17 protein-coding genes are annotated in these 19,454 nt (G+C 56.4%); 13 read left to right on the forward strand and 4 right to left on the reverse strand.

The genetic code is table 11. From position 1 onward, the window contains the following. The first annotated feature begins 197 nt into the window (after positions 1-197). From NYE48_RS08300 to NYE48_RS08310, 3 genes are all read left to right on the forward strand, one after another. Positions 198-1,640, forward strand: a complete 1,443-nt coding sequence (locus NYE48_RS08300) for an ammonium transporter (protein ID WP_340998000.1) — start codon at positions 198-200, stop codon at positions 1,638-1,640. Positions 1,641-1,715: 75 nt separating this feature from the next. Continuing rightward, positions 1,716-2,795, forward strand: a complete 1,080-nt coding sequence (locus NYE48_RS08305) for a DUF294 nucleotidyltransferase-like domain-containing protein (protein ID WP_340998001.1) — start codon at positions 1,716-1,718, stop codon at positions 2,793-2,795. Further along, on the forward strand, positions 2,792-3,532 hold the full coding sequence (locus tag NYE48_RS08310; RefSeq protein WP_036706707.1) for an exonuclease domain-containing protein: 741 nt from the start codon (positions 2,792-2,794) through the stop codon (positions 3,530-3,532). Before NYE48_RS08305 ends, NYE48_RS08310 begins: the two co-directional genes overlap by 4 nt. On the opposite strand, the gene NYE48_RS08315 is transcribed toward NYE48_RS08310, so the two are convergent. Beyond that, the gene (locus tag NYE48_RS08315) at positions 3,519-3,974 is read right to left on the reverse strand and encodes a Mov34/MPN/PAD-1 family protein (RefSeq protein WP_340998002.1); all 456 of its coding nucleotides are present in this window, start codon (positions 3,972-3,974) and stop codon (positions 3,519-3,521) included. The genes NYE48_RS08310 and NYE48_RS08315 overlap by 14 nt on opposite strands. A gap of 176 nt (positions 3,975-4,150) precedes the next feature. On the opposite strand from NYE48_RS08315, the gene NYE48_RS08320 reads away from it, so the two are divergent. Beyond that, positions 4,151-4,705, forward strand: coding sequence for a TlpA family protein disulfide reductase (locus NYE48_RS08320; protein ID WP_340998003.1), 555 nt, complete (start codon positions 4,151-4,153; stop codon positions 4,703-4,705). An 86-nt stretch (positions 4,706-4,791) separates the two neighbouring features. Here NYE48_RS08320 and cimA read toward each other — a convergent pair whose 3' ends face one another. Continuing rightward, a complete protein-coding gene (cimA, locus tag NYE48_RS08325) occupies positions 4,792-6,420 on the reverse strand; it encodes a citramalate synthase (RefSeq protein WP_212951689.1) in 1,629 nt (542 codons plus the stop codon). Positions 6,421-6,626: 206 nt separating this feature from the next. Here cimA and NYE48_RS08330 point away from each other — a divergent pair, with 206 nt between their 5' ends. The 8 genes from NYE48_RS08330 to NYE48_RS08365 all read left to right on the forward strand — a co-directional run bounded on the left by NYE48_RS08330 (position 6,627) and on the right by NYE48_RS08365 (position 15,512). Then, on the forward strand, positions 6,627-7,922 hold the full coding sequence (locus NYE48_RS08330) for a DNA polymerase IV (protein WP_340998005.1): 1,296 nt from the start codon (positions 6,627-6,629) through the stop codon (positions 7,920-7,922). 151 nt (positions 7,923-8,073) lie between these two features. Further along, positions 8,074-8,322: a ferredoxin gene (locus tag NYE48_RS08335; RefSeq protein ID WP_036706709.1), complete on the forward strand. Its 249-nt coding sequence runs from the start codon at positions 8,074-8,076 to the stop codon at positions 8,320-8,322. A gap of 116 nt (positions 8,323-8,438) precedes the next feature. Beyond that, entirely contained in the window at positions 8,439-9,869 is a 1,431-nt protein-coding gene (locus NYE48_RS08340; protein ID WP_340998006.1) for a L,D-transpeptidase, read from the forward strand. Positions 9,870-10,192: 323 nt separating this feature from the next. After that, entirely contained in the window at positions 10,193-11,287 is a 1,095-nt protein-coding gene (locus NYE48_RS08345; RefSeq protein WP_339321553.1) for a quinone-dependent dihydroorotate dehydrogenase, read from the forward strand. A 24-nt stretch (positions 11,288-11,311) separates the two neighbouring features. After that, entirely contained in the window at positions 11,312-12,133 is an 822-nt protein-coding gene (locus NYE48_RS08350; protein ID WP_036706717.1) for a GTP pyrophosphokinase, read from the forward strand. A gap of 140 nt (positions 12,134-12,273) precedes the next feature. Next, entirely contained in the window at positions 12,274-13,824 is a 1,551-nt protein-coding gene (locus NYE48_RS08355; RefSeq protein WP_340998007.1) for an RsmB/NOP family class I SAM-dependent RNA methyltransferase, read from the forward strand. Beyond that, positions 13,821-14,576 carry a pseudouridine synthase gene (locus NYE48_RS08360; RefSeq protein ID WP_212951696.1) on the forward strand — a complete coding sequence of 252 codons (756 nt, stop codon included), beginning with the start codon at positions 13,821-13,823 and terminating at the stop codon, positions 14,574-14,576. Before NYE48_RS08355 ends, NYE48_RS08360 begins: the two co-directional genes overlap by 4 nt. Positions 14,577-14,711: 135 nt before the next feature. Next, positions 14,712-15,512: a Cof-type HAD-IIB family hydrolase gene (locus NYE48_RS08365; RefSeq protein ID WP_036706724.1), complete on the forward strand. Its 801-nt coding sequence runs from the start codon at positions 14,712-14,714 to the stop codon at positions 15,510-15,512. A 97-nt stretch (positions 15,513-15,609) separates the two neighbouring features. On the opposite strand, the gene NYE48_RS08370 is transcribed toward NYE48_RS08365, so the two are convergent. Next, the gene (locus NYE48_RS08370) at positions 15,610-16,950 is read right to left on the reverse strand and encodes an RsmF rRNA methyltransferase first C-terminal domain-containing protein (RefSeq protein ID WP_340998009.1); all 1,341 of its coding nucleotides are present in this window, start codon (positions 16,948-16,950) and stop codon (positions 15,610-15,612) included. 78 nt (positions 16,951-17,028) lie between these two features. Next, the gene (locus NYE48_RS08375; RefSeq protein ID WP_340998010.1) at positions 17,029-18,174 is read right to left on the reverse strand and encodes a GGDEF domain-containing protein; all 1,146 of its coding nucleotides are present in this window, start codon (positions 18,172-18,174) and stop codon (positions 17,029-17,031) included. 143 nt (positions 18,175-18,317) lie between these two features. Here NYE48_RS08375 and NYE48_RS08380 point away from each other — a divergent pair, with 143 nt between their 5' ends. Next, entirely contained in the window at positions 18,318-19,451 is a 1,134-nt protein-coding gene (locus tag NYE48_RS08380) for a glycosyltransferase family 4 protein (protein WP_036706728.1), read from the forward strand. Positions 19,452-19,454: the final 3 nt, after the last annotated feature.

Genomic DNA, 19,454 nt, shown 5'->3' on the forward strand with positions numbered 1-19,454 from the left:
AGATAAAAATATGATACATGATAACGAACCGTACAGTCAAACGTTACGGTTTTATAATATAACAATTCATGTGATATATTTTTACATATATTATTTTTTCGAGAATTGTATTGTCAATTTCCTGCTTATCTGTTTATAATGTGATTAATAATTTCGTAATATGTTATAAAACCTAACATTAAAGAGGAGTGGGGAACATGAAAAAAAAGTGGCTTGGCGGTGGATTGGCTTTTCTTGCGCTGATGGCATTTCCGGCAACGGTATTTGCCGATGACGGGGCAAGCAATATGGTGCTTCAGACGGGACTGAACACGTTTTTCGTATTTATGGCCGCGATGCTCGTCTTTTTTATGCAGGCGGGATTCGCCCTTCTGGAGGCCGGTTCGGTGCGGATGAAAAACGCGGGCCATATTGCCGGGAAAACGGTGCTGACCCTCGGAATCGCCATCGTCGTGTTTTGGGCGTTCGGGTTTGGCCTCGGATTCGGAAACGGCAACAGCCTTTTCGGAACGACCGGGTTTTTTATGACCGGCGATTCGATGGCTTCCTCTTTTGACGCGCTTTCGGCGTCGGAGGTCTCTTTATCGGTGAAGTTTTTGTTCCAGCTGTCGTTTGCGGCCGTTTCGCTGGCGATTGCCTGCGGCGGCATGGCGGAACGCGCCAAGCTGAGCGTATATATCGTATTCGGCACGTTGTTCATGATCGTGATTTATCCCGTGGTGGCCCATTGGGTGTGGGGCGGCGGCTGGCTCGGCCAACTCGGCATGCAGGATTTCGCGGGTTCGGCCGTCGTGCATTTGACGGGGGCGACCGCGGCGCTGGTCATTACCTACCTGCTTAAACCGCGTCTTGGCAAATACAATAAGGATGGCAAACCAAACAGCATTCCGGGTCATAATCAAGTGCTTTCCGTTCTGGGCGTGTTTATTCTGTGGATCGGCTGGTTCGGCTTCAATCCGGGCAGCACGCTTTCGGCACTGATGGACGGCTTTTTCGGATACGTCGCGCTGACGACCAATCTGGCGGTGGCGGCGGGCGCTATCGCGGCGCTGTTCATCTCATGGGCGGTATTCGGGAAAGCGGACATTCCTAGCATGCTGAACGGCGTGTTGGCCGCGCTCGTGGCGATTACGGGCGCTTGCGCGTTCGTCGACGCATGGGCTGCCGTTGTCATCGGCGCCGTCGCCGGCATCGTCACCTTCTTTACGGCGCAGTGGTTTGAAAGAGCGGGCATCGACGATCCGATCTATGCTTTTTCCGTTCACGGCATTGCCGGCATTTGGGGGGCGATCTCCACAGGATTGTTTGCGACGCCGGAACTCGTGGAAAAAACCGGGGTCGGCAAACCGGGGCTGTTCTACGGAGGAGGATTCGGGCAGCTGGGCGTACAGCTGCTGGGCGTGCTCGGCGCCTTTGTATTCGTGTTCGTCATCTCGTTTGTGATCGTCGGCATCATGAAAGCGACGATGGGAATCCGCGTCACGGAGGAAGAAGAAATGATGGGGCTGGACATCAGCGAACACGGCGCCTACGGGTATCCGGAGCAAATGAAGCTCATCGCCGGCGCCGAGGCGGCAAAATCCGCTTCCGAGATGCCTTCCGTCTCCAAACCGGCGGTAGGGACCGGCGATTCCTTTTAATCCGAAAAAAGCAGGCGAGGACGCAGCGTTTCGTCGACGAGTGCAGCATGACGGCTTGACAGGGAGGTATCGGGTATGGAGCCGGTGAAAAACGCGAAACATGAACCGGATTTGGAGCTCATCAGGCATGCGGATACGCGCGAGCAGCTTCGGGAAGGCAGGCGGGCTTGCCAGTCCCGGATCGAATATTTATATCCGGAAATGCCGATTGCAGCCTGGACGGCGCTTGTGAACGACATGCATGACGAGGTGGCCGCCAGGGCGGCTGCGGTGTGCGAGAAGGAACTGAAGGAAGCGGGTTACGGCCCGCCTCCGGTTCCGTATGCTTTGGTCGTGTTCGGCAGCTCCGGCCGCCGGGAATCCACGCCTTGGAGCGACCAGGATAACGGGCTGATCGTCAGCGACGAAGCCAGTGGACATAAGGACAAGTATTTCGCCGCTTTCGGGCGCCGTCTGTCCGATCTGCTGGAATATGCGGGATATGAAAAATGCAAGGGAAAGGTTATGTGCTCCGAGCCGGCCTGGAACCAAACGCTTGGGCAATGGAGACATCGGCTGGCTGGCTGGCATCGGGATCTCAGCTGGGAGAACGTGCGCAACCTGATGATCGCGTCGGATCTGCGCTGGATCGCCGGCGACCCGTCGCTGGCGGCTGCCTGGAAAAGTTGTTTTGCCCATGGCTTGAACGAATCGCCGGAAACGGCGACCGCCATTTTGCGGAATACGGTGAGGCACAAAGCGACGCTGAACATTCTCGGTCAGGTGGTGACCGAACGTTTCGGCGAACATGCCGGCGAATTCGACGTCAAATACGGGGTGTATATACCGCTCGTCAACAGCATCCGCTATATGGCGCTGCAGGAAGGGGTCCATGAAACCTCGACGTTGAAACGGCTGGAAAAGCTGACCCTGCTGGACGGCGGAAACCTTCTGTTTGAAAATTGCCAGCGCGCTTTTTTGACCGCATTGACGCTCCGCGCATCGGCCACATATACGCTCCGGAACGGCGTGTACTCCAGCAGCGGTTATTTGCCGCAGACCGAGCTGAAGCAAAAACCTCTTCTGTATAAGCTGAGGGAAAGCCTGACGACGGTCAGGCGCACGCACCGGGCGCTGCAAAGAAGGCTGCGTTTTGCGGAGAAGGGGAGACTATGAAGGCTCCGGAACGCGGAAACGGGGGGTTTTGGAGTTTGCTGCGCCAAGGAGGCGTCCCGTCCGCGATCGCTTCCGTCATGGGGGGCGCCTCCGCCCAGCAGATGGCTTTTATCCGCTCGCTGATGAGGGAACAACGCCGCCCGGAAATGCTGCATACTCCTTTGCATAAACTGAAGACGGTCATTTTCGATTTGGAGACGACCGGGTTCAACGTCCAACAGGGCGATGAAATTTTGTCCATCGGCGCTTTGAAGGCCGACGGCCAGCATATCGTGGAAGAGGAGCCGTTTTATACGCTGGTGAAAGCCAAGCGGCCGGTCCCTCCGCAAATTACGGAGCTCACGGGTATAACGCAGCCGATGATCGACCAGGCTCCGCCGTTGATCGAAGGCCTGCACGACTTTATGCATTTCGTCGGGGACCGGGTGCTGGTCGCCCATGCCAGCGGGCATGACAAAGCGTTCCTGAACGCGGCCTTGTGGAAGACGTCCAAGGTGAATCTCGGCCACCGGGTCCTGGATACGATGATGATCGCCCGTTGGCTCGGTCCCGGCCTTCCGAGTTATTCGCTGGATGCGCTGCTTTCGGAAAAAGGCATTCCGGTTGAAGGCAGGCATCATGCGCTGGAAGACGCGAGGATGACGGCCAAGCTGTGGGTTTCCTACCTGCGGGACATTGCGGAAAGCCGCAAGGCGGAGACGCTCGGCGACCTGTACGCTTGTCTCAGCCATGCGTGACGTCCGCAGGAATCAAATGATATAAACCGTTTTTTCCTTTTTCGATCATATAACCGTTTAGTTCGATTTCGCCGCCCGTTTTTACGGGACTGCCGATGAGGTACGCGCTGAGCATGCCCGCGAATAAAGGCAGCTGCCGCAGATCTTCATCGGAAGGAACGGGCGGCGAGGAAGGGTGGGAGTGGAACAGGCCGATCAGGCCGCCGCCCCGCAAGCATTCCCGCGTCCATTCCGCCGGGTCCAGGACGAAACGGTGCAGCGGGTCAGGCGCTACGTTGCGAATCGGGGCAAAGGCATCGATTCGCATGCCGCCCGCTGCAGCTTTACCCCGCAACACGCCGCAGGTTTCATATGGCAGTCCGGAAACAAGGTGTTCGGCGATTTGCCTTCCGCACGAGGCATTGAGCCGGATTTCCCGCCGGACCGTATGAGGATCTGCCAACCGTAGTTCTCCCCTCTCGATGGCCTCTGCTCAATGGAAGCAGAGGTATTTTTTTTGACGTCAGTCCGACGTTTTTTCGTTTTTTGGCCATTTTCTGCAAACGATTTGTAAGTTCCGATGAAAAGAGGGTACAATACTGAATAGCCACTACAATACGAAAAGGAACGAAGACATCCATGAAGCGTAATCTATATATTCTTCTTGGCGTCATCGTCTTAATCGGCATCGCGCTTTACCAAAATGCGGGACCCGGCATTCAGGCGGCGTTCCAGCATGAAAAACCGATGCCTACCGAGACGGGGCCCGAAGCCGGGCTGCTTGCTCCCGCATTCACCGCCAAAGGGCTGGACGGCAAGGAGTATCATGTGGGCGGAACCCGGGATAAAGCGATTTTGCTGAATTTTTGGGCGTCCTGGTGCGAGCCGTGCAAGCAGGAAGCGCCCGAGCTGAACGCCATTGCCGAGAAATACAAGGACAGCTTGGCCGTTTACGGCGTGAACGTGACCAAATACGACACCAAAAAAAACGCGCAGAAGTTCGTCGACAAATACGGGGTTCAATTCCCGGTCATGTTCGACCTCAAAGCCGACATTTACGAAAAGCAGTATAAAGGGGTCGTTTTCCCGACGAACGTGCTGATCGACAAGCGCGGGGTCGTGCAGGAAGTCGTGCTCGGCATTTTGCCGCAAAAGGATTTGGAGAAAAAGGTAAAAAAACTCATCAACTCCTGACATGCAGACAGGCCTTGCCGGCCGCCATACGAAAAAACCTCGGTGCCCTATGCGGACGTCCGAGGTTTTTTTGCCGTGCTGCCGTCTTAATGATTGACAAGTCCCCGCTGCTCCGAGGCAGGCAATTCCTGCGCCGCATCCCGTTCGTTCAAGGCTTGCCCGAGAAGCGCATACCGCATACTGTCGACGAGCGCCTCCCAGCTCGCTTCGATGACGTTGCCCGATACGCCGACGGTATTCCACGAGTTGTTGATGTCCCGCGATTCGATCAGCACGCGGACTTTGGCCGCCGTGGCGTCCTTTTCGTCCAGCACGCGGACCTTATAGTCGGACAGATGCATCTCTTTGATCGCCGGGAAGTATTGGACGAGCGCTTTCCGCAAGGCGTTGTCCAGCGCGTTGACCGGACCGTTGCCTTCGGCGGCGGTGTATACGTTGTTGCCGGCCACGTTCAGCTTCACGAAGGCTTCGGACATGACCGGCTGTCCTGCCGTTTTTTCGACGAGCATTTTAAAGGATTCGAAGGTGAAAAGCTCCTTCATTTCCCCGCCGGCTTCGCGCAGCAGCAGCTCCAGGGAGGCGTCGGCGGCTTCGAAGGTATAACCTTGGTGCTCCAAATCCTTGATTTTGTCGATTACTTTGCGCGACTGTTCGTTCGCCGGATCAAAGTCGAGCCCCATATCCTGCGCCTTCGAAACGATGTTGCTTTGCCCTGCCAGGTCGGATACGAGGACGCGCTGTTTGTTGCCCACCCATTCGGGAACGATGTGCTCGTAGGTCCTGGAGTCCCGGAGAATCGCGGACACGTGGATGCCCCCTTTGTGGGCGAAGGCAGCGTTTCCGACGTACGGCTGGTTCACCGGCATGTTGACGTTGGCGATTTCGCTGACGTAACGGGCGGTGTTCGTCAGCTGCTTCAGGCGCTCCTCGCCGATGCACTCATATCCGAGCTTGAGCTGCAGATTCGGGATGATCGAGCACAGGTTGGCGTTGCCGCAGCGCTCGCCGTAACCGTTGATCGTGCCCTGCACCTGGCGGGCGCCGGCCTGGACGGCGCTAAGCGTATTGGCGACGGCCAGCTCGCAGTCGTTATGGGTGTGGATGCCGAGATTCGCATCCGGCACGCTGGCATGGAACGAGGCAACGATGCTTCCGATTTCATGCGGCAGCGTGCCGCCGTTGGTATCGCACATGACGAGCCAATCCGCGCCGGCCTCTTTCGCTTTTTTGAGCACGGCGACGGCGTATTCGGGGTTGTTTTTGTAGCCGTCGAAAAAATGCTCCGCGTCAAAAATGACCTCCAGCCCTTTACGCTTTAAATAAGCAACCGAATCGTAAATCATCGCCAGATTTTCTTCCAGCGTCGTTTGCAGCGCGGTATGCACATGGAAATCCCATGATTTCCCGACAAGCGTGGCCGCCTGGGCGCCGGACTCGATGATCCGGTTCAAGTTCGCGTCCTGATCGGCGATGCTGTCCTTGCGCCGGGTGCTGCCGAAGGCGGTGATTTTGGCGTTGAGGCCGAGCTGCCCCACCCGTTTGAAAAATTCGATGTCCTTGCTGTTGCTTCCCGGAATCCCGCCTTCAATATATGAAACACCAAGTTCATCGAGCTTTTTGGCAATTTTGAGTTTGTCGTCCGCCGACAAGCTGACCCCTTCTCCTTGAGTGCCGTCGCGCAGGGTTGTGTCGAAGATGGATATGGACTTTGACATGAAAGCGTCCTCCTTTGGAAGTCTTATGAATTCGTTTTTGGTTTTAGCGGGAATCTAACGATCCACATATATAGTAAATTATTATAGCATTTTTACGCGGGAATGTAACAAAGAATTCCGTGTTTTTCGCGTGTTCCCCATTCTTGACCTGTTGCCGGGGGAACGTTATGCTGAACGTAACGAAATTTTCGAAGGTGAGAAGGCTCATGAATAGGGACGTAGACGCTTATTATCCAACGAACGGAAGGGTCATTTTGCATGTGGATATGAACGCTTTTTACTGCTCGGTCCATGAGGCGGAGGAGCCGGACAAGTACCGCGGCAAACCGACGGCGGTGGCCGGGAGCATCGAGCTGCGCAAAGGCATCATCGTCACCTGCTCCTATGCGGCAAGGCGGAGGGGCATTTCGACCGGCATGCACGTCAACCGCGCGCTGAAGCAATGTCCGGAGCTGATCCTCATCAAACCGGACTTCCATTTATACCGCAAATATTCGAAAGCGTTCATGAAAATCGCCTACTCCTACACGCCGCTGATGCAGGCGACATCGATCGACGAATGTTACCTCGACATTACCGGTTCGAGGCAGTTCGGCACGCCGCAGCAGATCGCGGAGGAAATTCAAAGGCGGATCGACGAGGAGCTCGGCCTGCCGTGCTCGGTGGGCATCGCTCCGAACAAGCTGCTGGCCAAAATGGCATCCGACATGAAAAAGCCGCGCGGCATTTCCGTCCTGCGCATTCGCGACGTCCCGCGCCTGCTCTGGAACAAGCCCTGCGGCGAATTGTTCGGCATCGGCGGCAAAACGGCCGAAAAGCTGCGCAAAATCGGGATCCATACGATCGGGCAATTGGCAAAAACCGACGAAGAGGCGCTGATCCGAACGTTCGGCGTGATGGGCGTGTGGATGAAGCAGGCGGCAAACGGCATCGACCATTCGCCCGTGCTGGAGGATCGCGAGCCCAATAAGTCGATCGGGCATACGACCACGCTGCCGGCCGACATTCAGGAACGCGAGGACGTCCATAGGGTGCTGCTCAACATCAGCGACCAGGTCGCGCGCCGGCTGAGGCGGCAGGGGCTTGTCGCAGGGGGCGTCCAAATCACGATCCGGACCCCGGACATGAAAACGATCACCCGCAGCCGCATGCTGGACACGCCGACGGAGACCGCGGGCGACATCTACGATGAAGCCCGGCGCCTGTACGCGGAGCATTGGAGCTGGGATAAGCCGGTGCGGCTGCTCGGCATTACGCTGCAGCACTTGACGCCGAAAAGCGAAGCGGCGATCCAGCTGGACCTTTTCGAATATGAAAAACAGCCGAAAAAAGAAATGCTGACGCAAACGATGGATATGCTCCGCAACAAATTCGGCGAAAACGCCGTGGTCACGGCCGGCATGCTGGGGGACGATCCGTCGGTGCTGCTGCGCAACCATAAGGTGCGGGGAACGTCGCTTCAAATGGATTTCGTAGGCAAAGACGGGCTGGATCTTCCTTGATTCCCATCGATATTCATCACATATCCGGCAGCGAAAGTGACATTGATCATTGGCATTTTGCCCAAGGTGGATTAAGATAGGTCTGGCGGCCGCATCAGGCCAACTTGAAACGCTCGCGTTTGACGTTGAAAGAGGAGGCTCTCAAGAAATCATGGCGAAATACTGCTGGGTAGACAAAGATACATGCATTTCCTGCGGGGCATGCGGGGCTACGGCGCCGGACATTTTCGATTATGATGACGAAGGTCTCGCCGAGGTCGTCTTCGGCGGAGACGGCAATGAAGGCATGACCGAAATTCCGGAGGACCTGTTCGACGATATGCAGGATGCGGCGGACGGATGTCCGACCGATTCCATTAAGGTAGCGGACAGCCCTTTTCGCGCCCTGATTGAGAAATAAGCGCAAGAGGAAGCTGCTGCGGCACCCCCTTTCCGATCCGTCCGGGAAGGGGGTGTTTTTTTTGACGCCCCGACCCGATATATATAGAAAAGACGTTGTGAGGGATGGAGGACCCCGTGAGAAATTCACTTTATTTGAAAAAATACGTCCAGATGCACCCGGATAACAAAATGGGATGGTATTTGCTGGGCAAGGAGTACGAAAAAGAAGGGCAGCTGGGCAAGGCGAATTACTGTTTTAACCGGTCCGGCGGCATCTATGAAGCGTTCGAAACGAGCAAAATGCCATCCGATATATGGAAGGAATACGAGCAAAGGCTGCTGCAGCAGGCCGAGGAAAGGGAACGGCGGTCCGTTCGGCTGCGCCGCTTGCTGGTGGCCGTCATGGTTTTGCTGCTCGCATTGGTCCCGTCGGTGGATGCGCCAAGCCGGCATCGGAAGGCGCAAGAAGCGCCGGCCGTTCATCGGCCAGATCCGGCTGCCGGTAAGGAGAGGGCGCAGGCTGACCCGCAAGGAGGCGGCAAGGAGCCGGTGACGGAGAAAGGGGCGGTCATGTTTACGGCCGTGAAGGAAGGCGGTCTGGAAAAAGGCGTGACGCCGATCGCGCCGGGGCCGTTAGCCCACCCCAAGCTGCTTGGAAGCCGTCTGGCCGTCCTGGAGATGAAAAAACAGGGGAACTGGCTGGCGTGGAAGCGCCGGCTGCCGGTCGGATATACGCTGGAAAACAAAGGTTCGGGAGCGGTCGCTTACCAGTCATACGATCCGAAAACGTGCAGCTGCCGCCCGGAGGATGGGGACAAGCTGGCCAAAGCCGCGTCCGCCTGGACGGAGAAGCAGGAGGAGCTGGCGCTGTTGAGCAGCGCGATTCGGGCATATCAAAGCCAAACGGGCCAATACCCCAAAAAGCTGGAGGATTTGGTGCGCCCGTTTCCGGACAACTGGATTTCCGGGACGACGGAAGGGATGAAGGAAGCGTTCCTGCCTCTTGTGCAGCGGGCGCGGGCGGAAGCGGCAGGACAGAAGCAGGATTCTTCGGACGCCGAAAAAGGAGGCGGGGCCGCGCGAAAAGGGCCTTTCGCCGATACATGGGGAGGCGGGCCTTATTTCGACGACCCGTTGACCATTCTCGTGGACAAGCAGAACCACCGCCTGGCCGTCGTGAGCGGAAACGTTATGCTGCGGAATTATAAGGTCGGACTCGGGGGCGAACGGACGCCTGAGGGCCGGTTTGCGATCACGGACAAAGTGATGAATCCGAATGGACGCGACGACGGGGAATTCGGCAGCAGGGGGATGCAGCTTTCGGACACCAATTACGCCATCCACGGCACAAACGAGCCGGATAGCGTCGGAAAGGACGAATCCCAGGGATGCATACGGATGAGCAGAGCCGATGCGGAGGAATTGTTCGACCTGGTGCCGATGGGGACGCCGGTTATCATTAGCAAAGGGGGCCTGCCCGACGATCTGCTCGCTCCGCAGGAGAAGTTCCGCACGAAGCGGGAGCAGGATCAGACAAACCCCCGTAAAACATACCACTGGCTGTAAATCAGGTGTTCCAAACAATCAGCACGACGATCAGCAGAATGAGAAGCAATAAACTAAGGCCGGACCAAAATATCGCCTTTCTGTTCACTTCTTCTTTTTTTTGCCGAAGTGTCGGAGGCTTGCGTTTGGTTGCCATACCGTTCTACCCTCTTTCTATCGATTTTCGGTGGACACCTCAATTGTAATGGGTTTATCCCCAAAAAACCAGCGGGACAAAGGGAGTGGCGGCGGAAGAAAGAAGGCAAAAAACTTTTCTTTTACCCCGGAAAAGGATAAACTGGAGAGTAGAGAAAAAACTTGCGGATGGAGAGGAAGAGTAACTGGTGCTGTACCGAAACGTGGCAAAACCGATTTTTTTTAAGATGGACCCGGAAAAAGCGCACCATTTGGTGATCGGAGGATTACATACGGCCGGTTCCTTCCCGGGAGGCTCCGGTTTTTTGAGAAGCATGTACGGCGTCACCGAAACGCCTGATCTGGCGGTCGATTTGTTCGGACTTCACTTTCCCACACCGGTAGGATTGGCGGCGGGGCTGGATAAAAACGCGGCAGCAGTGGAAGGGTTCTCTTCCATCGGATTCGGATTCATGGAGGTGGGGACGGTCACGCCGAAAGGGCAACCCGGCAACGATCGGCCCCGCCTGTTCCGCCTGCCTCCGGACGAGGCGCTGCTGAACCGGATGGGGTTCAACAACGAAGGGGCGGAAGCGATGGCGGGCAGACTGTCCCGCCTGAAAACAAGGCCCGTTCCGGTCGCCGTCAATATCGGCAAAAACAAGGTGACCCCCAACGAGGAAGCGTACAAGGATTATCAGGCTTGTCTTCGGACGCTGTATCCGTACGGCGACTTTTTCGTCGTGAACATCAGCTCGCCGAACACGCCTGATTTGCGGAATTTGCAGTACGGCAGCGAGCTTTCCTCGCTGATGGCGCATATTATGGAAGAGATGCGTCTGCAGGCGCAAAAGCACGGCAAATCCAAGCCGATTCTCGTCAAAATCGCTCCGGACGTCACCAACGAGGAGCTCGAGATGATGGTGGACGCCCTTTCCGCGAGCGGGATTTCCGGCATTATCGCCACAAACACGACGATCGGGCGGGACGGGCTGACCCATCCGAACAAAAAGGAAACCGGGGGAATTAGCGGCAGACCTCTCCGCGCGCGTTCCACGGAAGTGGTTTCGCGCGTCTACAGGCAGACGGCCGGCAAGCTGCCGATTATCGGATCGGGAGGCATTTTCAGCGCGGAGGATGCGTACGAAAAGATCCGGGCCGGAGCCAGCCTGGTCGAAATATATACAGCTCTTATATACGAAGGGCCCGAAGTGAACCGCCGGCTGCATGCCGGACTCAGGGAGCTTCTGCGCCGTGACGGATTTTCGCATATTTCCGAAGCCGTAGGAGCGGACCATCGCTGAGGGTGACAGACAGGAGGCATGTGAATGGACGGCAGGGATTGGGGATTATTTTTGCTACCGTATGAGCAAGCCGTTGAGGAACTGAAAGTGAAATTCAAAACGATGCGCGCCGAACTCAAAAAACGCGAAGAATATGCGCCGATCGAGTTCGTGACGGGACGCGTCAAAAGGATTTCCAGCATCTTGGAGAAGGCGAAGCGGCTGAACGTCCCGATGGACCAGCTGGAGACCGGCATCGAGGATATCGCCGGGATTCGCATCATGTGCCAGTTCGTGGAGGATATCCGGCGCGTGGCCGAATATATCCGCAACCGCAAGGACCTGAAGCTCTTATACGAAAAAGATTACATTACCAATTACAAAGAAAGCGGCTACCGAAGTTTTCATATGATCGTGGAATATCCCGTGCAAACGGCGCTTGGACAGAAAAAGGTGCTAGCCGAGATCCAAATCAGGACGCTTGCGATGAACTTTTGGGCGACGATCGAGCATTCTTTAAGTTATAAGTACCGCGAAATGCTGCCGGAGGACGTGCGCAGACGCCTGCAAAAAACGGCGGAAGCGGCGGCTATTCTGGATAATGAAATGTCGGGTATCCGCGAAGAAATATTGGAGGCGCAGAAAAAGTTCGAGGACGATTCCAACGTGACGTCCCAGGTGCTGACCTTGATTCACCAGCTGTATTTTTATCATCTCGTCAACGAGGCGATGGAATTCCAAGAACGGTTCAACCGGATCTGGTCCAGCCAAGACGGCCGCCCCGACATGGATGAGATGAAGCAGCTGCTCGAAGAAGTCAAACGGGTGATGGCGGGTTGCCGCAAGAACGACTCGCAAGAAGACTAGGCGCCGGCTTCCGGAAGCCTGTCGTCAAGACGAACATCATCCATACGTTCAACCTGCTGTCTTAGGAACAGCGGGTTGTTGTTTTTGATGGTGCATAAGCGAAACCGATTTTAACAAGACAGAACAGGATGATGAGAAACATGGCATTGCAGCTGCCCGCCGCTTTTCAGGAGCGCATGAAGTCGCTGTTGCAGGATCAGTACGAACGTTTCATCGCTTCATATGACCATGATCCGTACAGCGGAATCCGGGTCAACACGTTAAAAATATCCGTCGGCGACCTACTGGCGTCGAGTCCTTGGCAGCTGAAGCCGATTCCTTGGTGCGGAACGGGATTTTATACGGAGCCGGGCGACCGGCCGGGCAAACATCCCTATTATCATGCCGGGCTGTATTATATCCAGGAGCCCAGCGCGATGGCGCCCGTGGAGCTTTTGGATGTGCGTCCCGGCGACAAGGTGCTGGACCTTTGCGCGGCTCCCGGAGGCAAGTCGACCCAAATTGCGGCCAAGCTGCAAGGGGAAGGACTGCTGATCAGCAACGACCTGAACCAGGAACGGACGAAGGCGCTGGCGAAAAATTTGGAGCTTTACGGGGTGAGAAACGGCGTCGTGCTTCAGGAGCATCCGGAGCGGATCGCCGCCAGCTTCCCGGCCTTTTTCGATAAAATCCTCGTGGATGCCCCCTGCTCGGGCGAAGGCATGTTCCGCAAGGACGAGGACATGGTTCGCCAGTGGACGGAAGAATCGCCGGACAAATACGCCGCCATGCAGCGGGAAATTTTGAAATCGGCGGCCAACATGCTGAAGCCGGGCGGGCGGATCGTGTATTCCACCTGCACGTTTTCTCCCGAAGAAAACGAGGCGATCATCGCCGAATTCCTGCTGGAGCAACCATGTTTTAGCGTCGCTCCGCCTCCGAGCGGGCTGTTCGCTCCGGGAGCCGCCGGCTGGCTTCGCGGCCATATGGAGGAATCCGACCAAATCCCGGATGACATCTGGGAGCAGGCGGAGCAGACCTCACGTTTATGGCCGCATCTGATCGAAGGCGAAGGCCATTTCGTGGCCGTGCTGCAGCATGACGGAACCGGCACGGACGAGCCCGGCCGTTTTCTGGCTGCGACGGATCGGGGTTCCTCGGGCGGGGCACGTTTGGACGGCAAAGGCAAAAACCGGAAGGACCGAAGCCAGGGAATGCCCAAAAAAGGCAAAGGAACAACGAAAAAGCCGGCCGGGGATGATCCGGCCGCCCAGCTGGAAGCCTACGGGAATTTCGTGCGCGACCATCTTGGGTTCGTTCCGGGCGGGTATACGATCATGTTCGGCCAGCATGTCTATCAATCGCCGCTTCCGCCGGGAGCATTGGACGGGCTGAAGGCGGTTCGTCCGGGCTGGTATATGGGCGATGCCAAAAACGGCCGCTTCGTGCCGGCCCATCCGCTGGCCACCGCCCTGCGCCCGCAGGAGTTTTGCCGCGTGCTTTCCTTGTCGTCGGAAACGGGCGAGGCGGTCCGGTATTTAAAGGGCGAAACGCTGAACGTCGAAGCGGACCGGATCCGCTGCACGGACGGGGTCCTGCCCAAAGGATACGTGCTTGTATGCATCGACGGCTATTCGGCGGGGTTTGGCAAATGGCAGGACGGAATGCTGAAAAACGAATACCCGGCAGGGTGGAGGTGGACCTCGGCGTGAGCGCAAAAGGAAGAAATACGCTGCGATTGGACAAGGCGCTGACCCATTTGGGGTATGGGAGCCGAAGCGACATCAAAAAATACGTGAAACAGGGCCTGATTACGGTGAACGGCGTCCGGGCAAAAGACAGCGGGATGCATGTCGATCCGGAAACGGACGTAATCCTGCTGGACGGGGAGCGGATCCATTACAGGGAGCACATCTACGTGATGCTGCATAAGCCGCCCGGCGTCGTATCGGCGACCGAAGACAACCGGGACCGGACCGTGCTGGATTTGCTGGCGCCCGAGTATTTGGCGTTCGAACCTTTTCCGGTGGGGCGGCTCGACAAGGACACCGAAGGGCTGCTGCTGCTGACCAATGACGGCAAGCTGGCGCATGAGCTGTTGTCCCCGAGGCGGCATGTGCCGAAAACCTACATGGCATTGGTGCTCGGAGAGGTTGGCGAGGCGGACGTCGAGCGGTTCGCCGAAGGGGTTACGCTGGACGACGGCTACGTGACGCAACCCGGAGAGCTCGTCGTGCTAGGGCACGATCGTCAAGGGGAAGAGGTCGTCTCCCGGATCGAGCTGACGATTCATGAAGGCAAGTTCCATCAGGTCAAGCGGATGTTCCAGTCGGTCGGCAAAAAGGTGGTCTATTTGAAACGGATCCGCATGGGCCGGTTGGATCTGGATCCTTCGCTGCAGCTCGGGGAATACCGGGAATTAACGGAAGACGAACTGGCCTTGCTAACGGGCCCGCAGGATTAAAGCGCAGTAAAAAAACGGCTTGCGCGCAGATGACTAGATGACGTTTCTGTATAAAGCAAAGGAATGGTTTTTTGCATCAATCGAAGGGGTTTCAAAGCCAAATCCCTAAAATAGAGAAAAAGGATGGGTGGAGACATGAAATACAAGCTGATCGCTCTCGACGTCGACGGAACGCTGCTGAACGACAACCATGAACTGACCGAGCAAACGAAACAAACCATTCAGGAGGTATCGCGAACCGGAGCGGAAATCGTGCTCTGCACCGGGAGAGGCCCGCAAAACTCGATTCCGTTCATGGAAGAGATCGGGCTTAAAGGTTATGTGATCAGCCATAACGGGGCGGCGACGGTGGACGTCGTCACGAAGGAAGTCGTGCACCAATTCTCCATGGATACGAAAGCGATCCAGCCGTATATGGATTATTTCCGCGATAAAAAGGTTCATTTTGACGTCAATACGGCATTTCGCATGTATGTGGACGACGTGGACGGGATGGCTGTCGAGGTCCGCAGCATGTACGAGAATTTCCTGATGCTGCCTGCCAACCTGCCGCCGATTCAAGAGCTGGGCGAGCCGGTCGTAAAGGTGACGGCATTCGATTACGCCGACGTGCTGGACAAGGTCCATGAGGAAATCGGCAAATGGACGCCGGAATTCAACATTTTGCGAAGCGGCGAATATTTCCTGGACCTGATGCATCCGGACGCATCGAAGGGCAACGCGCTCAAGCAGCTGGCGGAACGCCGCGGGGTGCGCCCCGAAGAGGTGCTGGCGATCGGCAACTACTATAACGATATCACGATGCTGACCTTTGCGGGCATGGGCATCGCCATGGACAATTCCCCGCTGGAAGTGAAAGCGGCGGCCAACGAGGTAACCGCCTCGAACAACGAAGACGGCGTGCATGCGGCTTTGCTCAAATACTGCTTGTCTTGATGGAGTAACGGATATATAAAAACGAAGGTACCTTGAAGGCTTGCGGACAAGCCTTCAAGGTACCTTCGTTTGTTAAGGGAACGCGTTCCCTTCGGGATCAGAATTGGCGGAGTCCTTTCGGATAATGATTTTTCAGCTGCCCTCCGCTGGCTTTGCCCCACCCCACCGGAAGGCCGTCCACCGTCACGAGCGTCCAGCCGCGGAGATCGGCCGCAACGGGCAGCGTCTCGCCGCGCAGATAGGCCGCCGCCTCCGGCCCGTCCGCTTCCAGAAGGAGCCGCTGCTTGGCCTGTTCGGGGGCCAGCGCCATCGCAAGCGCATGGGCCGGTTCGACGCGGTTTTTCTTCAAGTGGGCCAAATGAAGCCCGGCCCGGGGAACCTTCAGCCCGTCGATCGGCAGCGGTTCGGTGGAGGGGAGAAGATACAAGGCTTCCCCGAACAAAACGGGCGTTCCCGCCGGCGGGACGAATCCGGGAAGCTCCTCCGCCGCCCAGGCGGCAAAGTCGCGATACGCCGCCAACCCCTCTTTGTTTTTGCCCTTGTCTTGCGGTTTGCGGGTTCGTTTTTGCTTCCCCGTCCGCTCTCCGTCATCCTTTTTGCGCAGCACGGCCACGAAATGCCCTTCTCCGTTTTCTTCATGCGGCCACAGCCGTTTCATGGAGACCAACTCCATATCCGGATAGGCGCTTGTGAAATGCGCCATCATTTCCTCGTTTTCGCTCAGGTTAAAGGTGCAGGTCGAATAGGCCATCGTGCCTCCGGGTTTCAGCATCAGGTAGGCATGGTCCAAAATGTCGCGCTGCCGCGCGGCGCAAAGGTCCACCATGGCCGGAGACCATTCCGCCAGCGCGTTCGGATCTTTGCGGAACATGCCTTCGCCCGAGCAAGGCGCATCAAGCATGATCCGATCGAATGCCTCGGGAAACCGGCGGGACAGCTCGTCCGGCGGGGCGCAGGTGACCACGCTATTTGCGATGCCCATCCGCTCGACGTTTTCCGCAAGGATTTTGGCGCGTTCCGGATGGATTTCGTTGGAGACCAGCAGCCCCCGGCCGCGCATTTTGGACGCGATATGGGTGCTTTTGCCTCCGGGAGCGGCCGCCAGATCCAGCACCGTTTCGCCCGGCTGCGGATCGAGCATCTCCACCGCCGACATGGCCGAAGGCTCCTGGATGTAGTAAAGTCCGGCCTGGTGGTAGGGATGTTTGCCCGGGCGCGCGGATTCGTTGTAATAATAACCGGTCGAACACCAGGGAACGGGCTTCAGGTCGAACATTCGGATTACGTTTTCCTGAAGCGCGGCCGTGGCCTTGGATTCATTGAAGCGCAATCCGTGGGTTCGCGGAAGATCGTAAGAGTGCAAAAAGGCGGGGAGATCCCCGCCCAGAATAGATTTCATTTGTTCAATGTACGCGGAAGGCAGCGATTCTTTGCCCATCGTTTAAGCTCCTTTTTGCAGTTTTCGTTTCGTGATGCCGCGATGGCCGGTAAATTTTTTATGGTTAGGGAGTTGCCCTCATGAGCCGGTTTCCTCCGCCGGTTCTTTTTTCGAGGAGGGCGTGCGGTAAGGCGACACTTTGTTTTTGCCCGTCGTTTTGGACCGGTACATCGCTTGGTCGGCTTGTTTGACCAATTCCTCCGCGGTACCGTTTTTGCGGAGCGAGCTGTAGCCGATGCTTAAGGTAACGATCGTTTCTTCGGCGACCCGGGCGCGGATCCGCTCCGCGATTTGGGCGGGATTAGCCCGTTTGTCCACGATCAGGGCGACAAGCTCCTCTCCGCCGAAACGGCCGCTGAGGCCGACCTCGGACACTTCCTCGTCGATGATCGCCGCCACCTGCTTCAATACCTGATCGGCACGTTGGTGGCCCTCGGTATCGTTCAGCTTTTTGAAATTGTCGATGTCGCAAAAGATCATCGATACCTTGACGCCCTGCTCCACATATTTGTTCAGCTGTTTCATGAAAAAGCGGCGGTTATACAGATTCGTCAGTCCGTCGGTGATGGAGGAACGGTAAATCGACTGCATCAGCTCGACGATCCGCTCGAACAGGATCAGGAACACGATCGTGTAATACGCAAGCGGAAGCCAGACCATCGCGGCGTCGATCCATGCGGCATGCCAGCCGGCGTAACGCGCCAGCATCCCGACAGCCGCGTAGACGAAGTAGACGCCGATGCCGGCAAAATATTTTCCGCGCTGCCCGATCCGCGGCAGAATGAATGAAATGCCTGCATATAAGATGCCCAATTGGTAGACATCCAAGTAGATTTTCTGCCATCCGGTCCCTCCGAACGGCAGGACGTAAGAGACCAGCGGCACGAGAAACAGCAGCGCAAGCGATGCAAAAATCAGAGTCGAGGATCGGCTCATCCGGCGGTAAAGCTGAAACACGGCCAGGTTGAGCAGCAGGAACGAAAAAATTTGCAAATCGGCGATCCGGGAATAGCTCCCGCTCCGGCTGCCTGCAGGCGACAAGGCGAAATGGATGTTCAGACCTTCGTATGTCATAATAAATAGAAAGGCGACGATCATCGACACATAGGCCTTTTTCCGCTGCTTGCTGTACATAATGAGGCACATCATCGTCATGATGAGTATGATATAGAAACAGCATGCCGCAGCAATGCCGGCCGAAACGGCGTAGGGTGATCCGGACATGAAAGGCGTCATCCTCCATCGGCTCCCGAAATGGTTTTCCTTTACTGAAACATATGTTCCAATATATCATAATTTCGAAGATCCCGAAACGAGTGGACAGCACAAAACAGATAGAAAGAGATACTAGAAAGGGGCGTTTCCCCATGAGATTACTGCAAGCACTTTTTTTCCCGCCGGAACAGCCGGGCGGCGTATCCTCGATGATTCCTTACATGCAGGAGCGTTTTCAATCCTCGAGATGGGACATGGAGATGTTCTGGCTTCCGAAGCGGATCCGGAACAAGGGACATGAAGACGTCCGGTTCGAAACCTTTGACTGGACGGAATACGGCGACCATCCTATCGTTCAAAAATACATTCAAACCTACAAGGATTATTTATGGTGGACGAAGCTTCGGATCCAAAAGCCGTACGATCTGATCCATGCCCACCATCCGATCGCGGGCCTCGCCATGAAACAGGCGTTTCCGGACGTGCCGCTCATCCAAACTATCCATTCCAGCTACGAAAGAGAACTGATTTTGAACGGCAAAATCAAGGCGGACGGCCCCGAGCACCGATTCCTGGTGTCCTTGTACCGCGAGCTCGAGCTGAAAAGCGAACGGATGCTGACGGTTTCGCGTTCGTTTGCGGATTATCTGGGAGCCTACGTGGAACATCCGGAGCGCATCGCGGTAACGCCGAACGGATTCGACGAGAAACGGTTTAAGCCGGTTCCCCACGAAAACGACGTTCCGCAGCTGATCACCGTCTGCCGGCTCGTCCCGGCCAAAGGACTTGACGTCCTGCTTAAAGCGTGCGCGGAGCTGAAAAAGAAAGGGCTCGATTATGTCCTGCATATCATCGGCGACGGCCCGTACCGCACGGAGCTTGAAACGCTGGCCAAGCAGCTCGGCATTTACAATGAAACGATATTTTACGGCTATACGCTGCACCCTGAAGAGTTTATGCCGTTTTTCGATATTTTCGTTCTGCCTTCCCGGGCGGAAGCTTTCGGTTCGGTATTTGCCGAAGCGGCGCTCAGCTGCCTGGCGCTCGTCGGCACGAACGTCGGCGGGATTGCCGAACAGATCGAGGACGGCGTCAACGGTCTTCTCGTTCCGCCCGAGGATTACGTCGCGCTCAGCGAGGCGCTGGAGAAGGTCATCGCCGACCCGCTTTATCGTTACGAACTGGCGCGTTCGGCCTGGGACAAAGCCAAAAGCCATTATTCGCTGACCCATGCGGTCAATGAACTGAAGAAGTTATATTTACAATACTCACCGGTGAAAGAGTGATGG

This window comes from Paenibacillus sp. FSL M7-1455, from assembly GCF_038004655.1.
GTDB lineage: Bacteria > Bacillota > Bacilli > Paenibacillales > Paenibacillaceae > Paenibacillus_AQ > Paenibacillus_AQ cookii.

Bases quoted from the DNA above. Each gene is read 5' to 3' on its own strand.
- NYE48_RS08375 (WP_340998010.1), bottom strand. From the start codon at position 18,174: ATGTCCGGATCACCCTACGCCGTTTCGGCCGGCATTGCTGCGGCATGC.
- NYE48_RS08305 (WP_340998001.1), top strand. From the start codon at position 1,716: ATGGAGCCGGTGAAAAACGCGAAACATGAACCGGATTTGGAGCTCATC.
- NYE48_RS08350 (WP_036706717.1), top strand. From the start codon at position 11,312: ATGGACGGCAGGGATTGGGGATTATTTTTGCTACCGTATGAGCAAGCC.
- NYE48_RS08310 (WP_036706707.1), top strand. From the start codon at position 2,792: ATGAAGGCTCCGGAACGCGGAAACGGGGGGTTTTGGAGTTTGCTGCGC.
- NYE48_RS08370 (WP_340998009.1), bottom strand. From the start codon at position 16,950: ATGGGCAAAGAATCGCTGCCTTCCGCGTACATTGAACAAATGAAATCT.
- NYE48_RS08300 (WP_340998000.1), top strand. From the start codon at position 198: ATGAAAAAAAAGTGGCTTGGCGGTGGATTGGCTTTTCTTGCGCTGATG.
- NYE48_RS08355 (WP_340998007.1), top strand. From the start codon at position 12,274: ATGGCATTGCAGCTGCCCGCCGCTTTTCAGGAGCGCATGAAGTCGCTG.
- cimA (WP_212951689.1), bottom strand. From the start codon at position 6,420: ATGTCAAAGTCCATATCCATCTTCGACACAACCCTGCGCGACGGCACT.
- NYE48_RS08380 (WP_036706728.1), top strand. From the start codon at position 18,318: ATGAGATTACTGCAAGCACTTTTTTTCCCGCCGGAACAGCCGGGCGGC.
- NYE48_RS08330 (WP_340998005.1), top strand. From the start codon at position 6,627: ATGAATAGGGACGTAGACGCTTATTATCCAACGAACGGAAGGGTCATT.
- NYE48_RS08320 (WP_340998003.1), top strand. From the start codon at position 4,151: ATGAAGCGTAATCTATATATTCTTCTTGGCGTCATCGTCTTAATCGGC.
- NYE48_RS08365 (WP_036706724.1), top strand. From the start codon at position 14,712: ATGAAATACAAGCTGATCGCTCTCGACGTCGACGGAACGCTGCTGAAC.
- NYE48_RS08335 (WP_036706709.1), top strand. From the start codon at position 8,074: ATGGCGAAATACTGCTGGGTAGACAAAGATACATGCATTTCCTGCGGG.